A 1,137-nucleotide genomic window follows, 5' to 3' on the forward strand; every position below is an offset into this window, starting at 1 on the left:
AGTCCAAGAATACAATCTGGATGTAAAAGGATTGAGCGATGTGAGTTGGTACGGCAAACAAACAATTCAAGTTGAGCCAGGGGAAGTGTTGAACTTGCCAATGAGCCTTGGTGCCGATCCTGACAAGCTAAACTCTGCGATCACCACAATTCAGTTTATACTCACCGATAAGAGCAACGAATTCACTATCGAAGTTGAAAGTCGGTTTATCAAAAAGCTGTAACGACAACGTCGATAATTAATGGAAAAAGGCTCAGTAATGAGCCTTTTTATTTATATGTCCCAAAGTATGGTTAACTTTGACGCCCTCACCCCTGATTTCATGTGGTACGCGTTAGAAAGCATTGGCATTCGTGCTGAATCGGGCTTTCTGCCTCTCAACAGTTACGAAAACCGAGTGTATCAATTTACCGATGAAGAGCGCCGTCGCTACGTCGTGAAGTTCTATCGTCCGGAACGTTGGAGCAACGAGCAGATTCAAGAAGAGCACGATTTCACGCTTGAGCTGATTGATAACGAAATCCCCGTCGCCCCACCCGTACGCATCAATGGCAACACCCTACACCACTATCAAGGCTATGGGTTCGCTCTCTTCGAAAGCGTAGGCGGTCGTCAGTTTGAAGTCGATAACTTAGAGCAGCTTGAAGGAGTTGGTCGCTTTTTAGGACGAATCCATAAAGTCGGCAGCCGACAAGCTTTTCAACATCGCCCTACCATTGGTTTGCAAGAGTATCTCTACCAACCACGTGAGATTTTGCAAAACGCCAATATGATCCCGATGCATTTAGAAAACAGCTTTTTCAATGACTTGGACATGCTCATCAAAGCCATCGAAAACCACTGGCAAGACAGCTTCGCAACGATTCGTCTGCATGGCGATTGCCATCCGGGTAACATCTTGTGGCGCGACGGCCCAATGTTTGTCGATTTAGATGACTCGCGCAACGGCCCTGCCGTACAAGATTTGTGGATGCTACTTAACGGCGAACGCCAAGATAAGCTGATGCAACTGGACATCATTTTAGAGGCGTATCAAGAGTTTTGCGATTTTAACGCCGCGGAATTGAAACTAATCGAGCCACTTCGCGGTCTACGAATGGTGCACTATATGGCATGGCTAGCAAAACGTTGGCATGA

General features: G+C 46.5%; 2 protein-coding genes. Both read left to right on the forward strand.

Annotated features, from left to right (window positions below):
* A partial coding sequence (locus tag R7Q46_RS25100) for a FixG Ig-like domain-containing protein (RefSeq protein WP_318077922.1) occupies nt 1-223 on the forward strand: 223 nt, incomplete at its 5' end.
* Between the two features lie 54 nt (nt 224-277).
* A partial coding sequence (locus R7Q46_RS25105; RefSeq protein ID WP_318077923.1) for a serine/threonine protein kinase occupies nt 278-1,137 on the forward strand: 860 nt, incomplete at its 3' end.

The sequence above is a fragment of the Vibrio sp. 811 genome, assembly GCF_033339195.1.